This is a genomic window from Streptomyces odonnellii, from assembly GCF_000981895.1.
GTDB classification, from domain to species: Bacteria; Actinomycetota; Actinomycetes; order Streptomycetales; family Streptomycetaceae; genus Streptomyces; species Streptomyces odonnellii.
Genome location: NZ_LATD01000309.1, coordinates 1 through 5,032, shown reverse-complemented (window position 1 = coordinate 5,032; position 5,032 = coordinate 1). Strand labels below are relative to the sequence as shown.

The 5,032-nt window shown below is 68.7% G+C and carries 6 protein-coding genes; 3 read left to right on the top strand and 3 right to left on the bottom strand.

Annotated elements, in window-relative coordinates:
* On the top strand, positions 1–238 hold a 238-nt coding region (locus WH07_RS26790; protein WP_046505243.1), incomplete at its 5' end, for a cytochrome P450.
* 106 nt (positions 239–344) lie between these two features.
* Complete coding sequence (locus tag WH07_RS41810; RefSeq protein ID WP_269801389.1) at positions 345–1,211, top strand: terpene synthase family protein; 867 nt, start codon at positions 345–347, stop codon at positions 1,209–1,211.
* An 826-nt stretch (positions 1,212–2,037) separates the two neighbouring features.
* On the opposite strand, the gene WH07_RS26780 is transcribed toward WH07_RS41810, so the two are convergent.
* From WH07_RS26780 to WH07_RS41370, 3 genes are read right to left on the bottom strand one after another with little or no spacing between them, the layout of a single operon-like run.
* Positions 2,038–2,631 (bottom strand): HD domain-containing protein, encoded by a 594-nt coding sequence (locus tag WH07_RS26780; protein WP_046505239.1) that lies wholly within the window; start codon positions 2,629–2,631, stop codon positions 2,038–2,040.
* A 19-nt stretch (positions 2,632–2,650) separates the two neighbouring features.
* Positions 2,651–2,983 carry a hypothetical protein gene (locus tag WH07_RS41375; protein ID WP_232789071.1) on the bottom strand — a complete coding sequence of 111 codons (333 nt, stop codon included), beginning with the start codon at positions 2,981–2,983 and terminating at the stop codon, positions 2,651–2,653.
* Positions 2,984–3,005: 22 nt separating this feature from the next.
* Positions 3,006–3,704, bottom strand: a complete 699-nt coding sequence (locus WH07_RS41370) for a helix-turn-helix domain-containing protein (RefSeq protein ID WP_232789070.1) — start codon at positions 3,702–3,704, stop codon at positions 3,006–3,008.
* A gap of 253 nt (positions 3,705–3,957) precedes the next feature.
* On the opposite strand from WH07_RS41370, the gene WH07_RS26770 reads away from it, so the two are divergent.
* Positions 3,958–5,032 (top strand): radical SAM protein (locus WH07_RS26770; RefSeq protein ID WP_046505246.1); only part of this gene is annotated, 1,075 nt, incomplete at its 3' end.

The window sequence follows — 5,032 nt, the reverse complement described above, 5'->3', positions numbered from 1 at the left end:
CCCCCAGCCACCCCGCGGCGCCTTCATCCCCTTCGGCACCGGCAAACGGATGTGCATCGGAGACCAGTTCTCCCTGACCGAGGCCATCGTCATCACCGCGCTCATCGCATCACGCTGGCGCCTGCGCCCCACCCCCGGCGTCACCGTCCGGCCCGTACCCGAGATCACCGTGCACCCCTCCTCCCTCGACATGACCGCGGAACCGAGAATCCACGCGGCCACCGGGAAGGCGGCATGACCAGTCCCGGACGGCCACGCCCGCAACTGCCCGACCTCCAGGACTTCTTCCCCGCCCCCTTCCCGACCAGCCCGCACGCCGACGCCATCGAGCGCCAGACCACGCAATGGCTCCACACCTACCCGCTGGTCAGCTCACCCAGGGCACTTATGGCGCTCTGCAACATCACCGGCCAGGGAATGGCACGCACATTCCCGGCGGCCGACCCCGACAGCCTCTTCCTCTGCGCCGACCTCTTCCTGTGGCTCACCGCGTTCAACGACACACACGGGGAAGCCCCCGGGGCGCAGGACCCCGCCCGCCTGGCCCGCCTGATCAGCGAGTGCGTGCCCCTCCTCGCCGGCCACTCCCGCACAACCCACCGGACCAGCGTTTACGGCGCCGCCTTGCACGACATCCTGACCCGGTTCGCAGAACGGACCACGCCCACCCAGTACTTGCGACTGACCGCACACCTGTGGACAACCTCTTCGGAATCCTCTGGGAGGCCCACCACCTCCACAGACCCGACCAGATCTCAATGCCGGACTACCTGGCGATGCGCCCCCACACCGTCTTCGTACACACCCTCATGGCAACCGCCGACATCACCCTCGGATACCACCTCACCGAGCAGCAGCGGTCCTCGGCGGCCGTCCGGGAACTGGAAACAGCCGTCGCCGACCTCGCGGGCTGGATCAACGACCTCGCCTCCTACACCAAGGAAACGGACCCCAACGGCCAGGGCCCCCTCAGCCTGCCCACACTCCTGATGCGACAGCACCAGTGCGACCTCGACGAGGCGTTCCGGCTGGCCGCCCGCATGTGTGAGGAACGAGCAGCTGCGGCGGGTCCCCGCATCACCGAACTCGCCGCCAGCGGCAACGGGCCCCTCACTACTCACGCGGGAGCCATCAAATCCATCGCATCTTCCTACATTTGGCACATCAGCCACTCCCGCTACCGAGACGGGCAGCAGCGCACCGTGCCGTGACGGCTGCTCGCCGTGGACCGTGGTGCCGCAGTCAGGGAGACCGGACGTGGGGCGGCCTCGGTCCATGAACGGCACACGCTTGCCCGATCGGCACCGAAACCAGCACTTCAGCCCGGATGCCCCGCCGCTGTAGAGACGGGCGCTGTCGGCGTTGTGGCGGGCTGGCACCGTGACGATCCGCCCCCGCTGTGAACTGGACGGAGCCCGCTGGCGGTGCGACAACAGGCCCGCGACCTGAGCCCGGGTGATCAGCCGGGCGACCCGGAGGTCCTCCCCCCCCACGGCACTATCCCAGATGATGCCGGCCCGGCCACCGGGCAGCCGGACGAGCGCCCAAAGCCACAGAGGCCGTTGGACACACGTGCCCATCGGGACCGATACGCCAGGCCCCGATGGCGCAGTGACCGGCTGCCATGTGCAGAGCTCGCCGCATACGGTGAGCCACAAGGAGGGCCAGGGGGATTCCTCCCTCAGCAAGATCAAGATGTAATAGATCGGGCGTCAGGCTCGCGTACGTCCGCTCGCTGGCGCTCGGCCAGGTCGAGACCGGCTCGGGGACCCTCGCTTGGCGCTGACCAGCCTCGCGATCCCGGTCCACCGCCGTCGGCCCTGACCGCGCCCGTCGTCGGACGGCCCGGCCCGCCGGGGCGGTTACTCCATCACAGAACACCAGAACGCCGCCCTGACCTGTTGGACGGCCGTACAGACATTCCCCAACTTCGGATGCGTCACGCCCCGGGCCCGCCCCTCCTGGGGCGTACTGGCTCGTCGACCGGGGGCGAACACCCCAGTTGGGTGGCTGGTCACGCTGCCGTGACCAGTCACGTTACTGGCGCAGGTAGTTCTGCTGCCACTCCAAGGACGGCATCGACATCGCTGCCTCGGCGAGGGCCTTGGCCGAGGGTGTCTTGAGGCTGGCCAGGCTGGTGTCGATCCAGTTCTGGGTGAGGCTGTAGCCCTGCTCGCGGTATTCCAGGGCCTGCACCAGGCATTCGAGTTTGTCCGCGTCGCGGGCGACGACCGCTTCCGGGGTGGTGGCCGCCTCGTATTCGTCGACGGCGCCCTGCACACCCTCCCGTACGGCAGGATCCGCGTTGGACACTTGGTCGGCGGTGACTTCGCTGTTGGAGGCGGCGCGCAGGTAGCGGCGGCCGATGTGCGGGATGTCACCGACTCGGGTCTCCTGGCTGTCGTGAAACAGGCACAGCAGGGCGACCTGGGCGGGGTCGACCTTCTCCATCATGGCCAGGACAGCGCCGATTACCCCGACGCGGAAGGAATGCTCGGCGACTGATTCAGGGTGCTTGTTACCGGTGAACCACCAGCCGGTACGGGCGGAGCGTTTGAGGACGCCCATCTCGAAGATGAAACCCGCGGTCCCCTTGGCGGTGTCATCGCCCTTGTTTGTCTCATCGGACATGTGGTGTCTCTCCGGTCTCTCAGGTGCAGTTCTCGCTCAGAACGTAATGGACTCTGCCCAGTTCGCGGCGTGATCGTGACGAAAGATCCGCGGAGTCCAGCAGATGTTCCGCCCGCGTGCGCAGGGGCGCGGCGATCGGGCCGGCCGCCTGCGGCAGCCAGGGGTTCACTGCCAGCAGCGCGAAAAGCGAGTGCGCGTACAGGTCGACGAACCCGGGCGTGCCGACGAGGCCCTGCGCGAGGCCGCGCAGCAGGGTGAGCGGGTCCCAGCCCGACAGGTCCCGGTCGCGCATGAACGTGTCGTCGCTCTGCGGAACGCTCATCGCGCCCAGCCACAGTGCCCAGTAGTTCAAGTTTGCGGCCTCGGCGGTGTCGTCATCGGCCAGGGCGCGGTCGATGAAGTCGAGCAGTGGCTGCGGGTCGCCGAGCCGGGCGAGTGCTGGCAGTAGAACGGGCGGCAGCCCACTGGGGGGACCAGCCCCGCCGGGCGAGCGCGTCACGGCGGCCGTGGAGGGCGTGGGCGGTCCACGCGGCTGCGTCCGGGCCCCGGTCGTAGGAGGCGAGATACAGCGCCTGGCGGTGCAGCAGTACCCCGTCCTCGCTCTGACGGGCAGAGTGCTCGGTCACGGTACGCAAGTGGTCGAAGAACACCGCCCGGTCACCTGCGGCCAATTGGGGAGCAGCAGAGGCCGGACCGCGCCGTGGCTTTGACGAGCGCCCGGCGAGCGCCTGGGGCGGCGTGCCGTTCAGTGCCCAGGCCAGAACGTGTGCGGTGTCCCGGGTGTGCACCCACCCGGCCAGTGGGTGCGGTGTGCCGTCGTCGGCGAGTCCGGCAGCGATGATGCGGTCCGCGTCCGTGGCCGCGTCCAGCCAGCGCACCAGCGTCGCGTCCGCGCCGAGCGCGGGAAGGCGCCGGCGCAGCTCCCACAGGGACCCGGCTCGCGTGTTCGCCAGTGGCCGGCGCCCGGACTCCCAGCCCTGCAGCGTGTCGACATCTACACCCAGCGCCTCGGCCATGGCGACCTGCGTGCGGCCGCTGCTCTCACGCGCCAGACGCAGCACGAAACCGCTCACGGCTCCGGCCGATGTTCGTCGCGGCCTGCCCATACCGGCCTGCTCCCGGGTCGCCCAGCGCACTGAAACCCGTACGCACAGTCAGTTCTACCGGATTGGTCCGCGCCGTACGGTCGGAACGCGGTCAGCACCCCCGATGAGCGAGGGCATCGGGACCGCCTGCACGCGTCGGCATCCACAGCAGGTGCAGGTGCCCCAGTCCTCCGACACTGACCCGAGCGAGCACGATTCCACAGAGAACGAGGTCGCACTGATGAACACACGCAGCATCGTCGGCACGGCTCAGGCAGCCTCCTGCTATTTCCGGACATCCGTCGCCGCCCCCTATCGCAAGGCACTTGTGCAGATCACGGAGCGGTGCAACCTGACCTGCGCGCACTGCTTCGTGTCCTCGGGGCCGTACGGTGACGCGATGCCGCTGGCGCAGATTCAGAGCAGGGTCATCCCCCAGCTCGCCGCGGCCCGGGTCACGCGTGTCACGCTCACCGGGGGTGAGCCCTTCGTCCACGAGGACCTGCTGGAGGTGGTCGGGGCGTTCCGGACGGTGGGGATTGGCGTGGGCATCTGCACGAACGCGACCCTCGCCACGGACGACCAGATCCATGAGCTCGCGGCGATGGACGTGCATGTCAACGTCTCGCTGGACGGCTTCTCCGAGAACTCGCATGGCAGGTTCCGCGGCAACCGTCAGTCGTTCCACACCACCGTGGCGACCGTGCGCAGGTTCGCCGCCGCCGGAAGTCTGCAGGGGCTGCTGTGCACGCCCAACAGCCTTGCTGAGGACCGGGAGTATGCCGAGCTGTGCGTGTTTGCCCGCGAGCAGGGCGCGAGGTACGTGCTGATGAACCCGCTCTCCAGCATGGGCCGCGGCGTGAAGTCGCAGCGGAAACTCGCGAGTTCGCAGGACCACATGCGGCGGGTTCACACCCTCACCGAGCCGTTCGCCGGTGATCTTGACATGGTCCACATCCGTTTCCCCAACGACGCGAAGCCGCTCGCCGGCTGTGAGGCCGGCCGGATCATCTACGTTTTCACCGCAGGGGAAGTCACCGTCTGCCCGTACCTCGTCTTCGCTGCGCGCACTCCCCAGTCGCAGCACCAGGACACCGAGTTCATCGTCGGCAATGTGCGGCAGCACGACGACATCGCACAACGCCTGGACGCCTACCGCTTCCACGAGCGCTACCCGGTCGGAGACAATCCGACCTGTGGATCATGCGCCTTGTCCAGCGGCTGCGGGAAAGGCTGCCCGGCCGCGGTCGTCTCCGCCGGCGAGCGCATCGGCGCGGTCGACGCCGAAGTCTGCCCGGTCACTCCCACCCCCGGCC

Excerpts from the sequence above, each read along its gene's own strand:
- WH07_RS41810 (WP_269801389.1), top strand. The coding sequence starts at position 345 with ATGGCTCCACACCTACCCGCTGGTCAGCTCACCCAGGGCACTTATGGC.
- WH07_RS26780 (WP_046505239.1), bottom strand. The coding sequence starts at position 2,631 with ATGTCCGATGAGACAAACAAGGGCGATGACACCGCCAAGGGGACCGCG.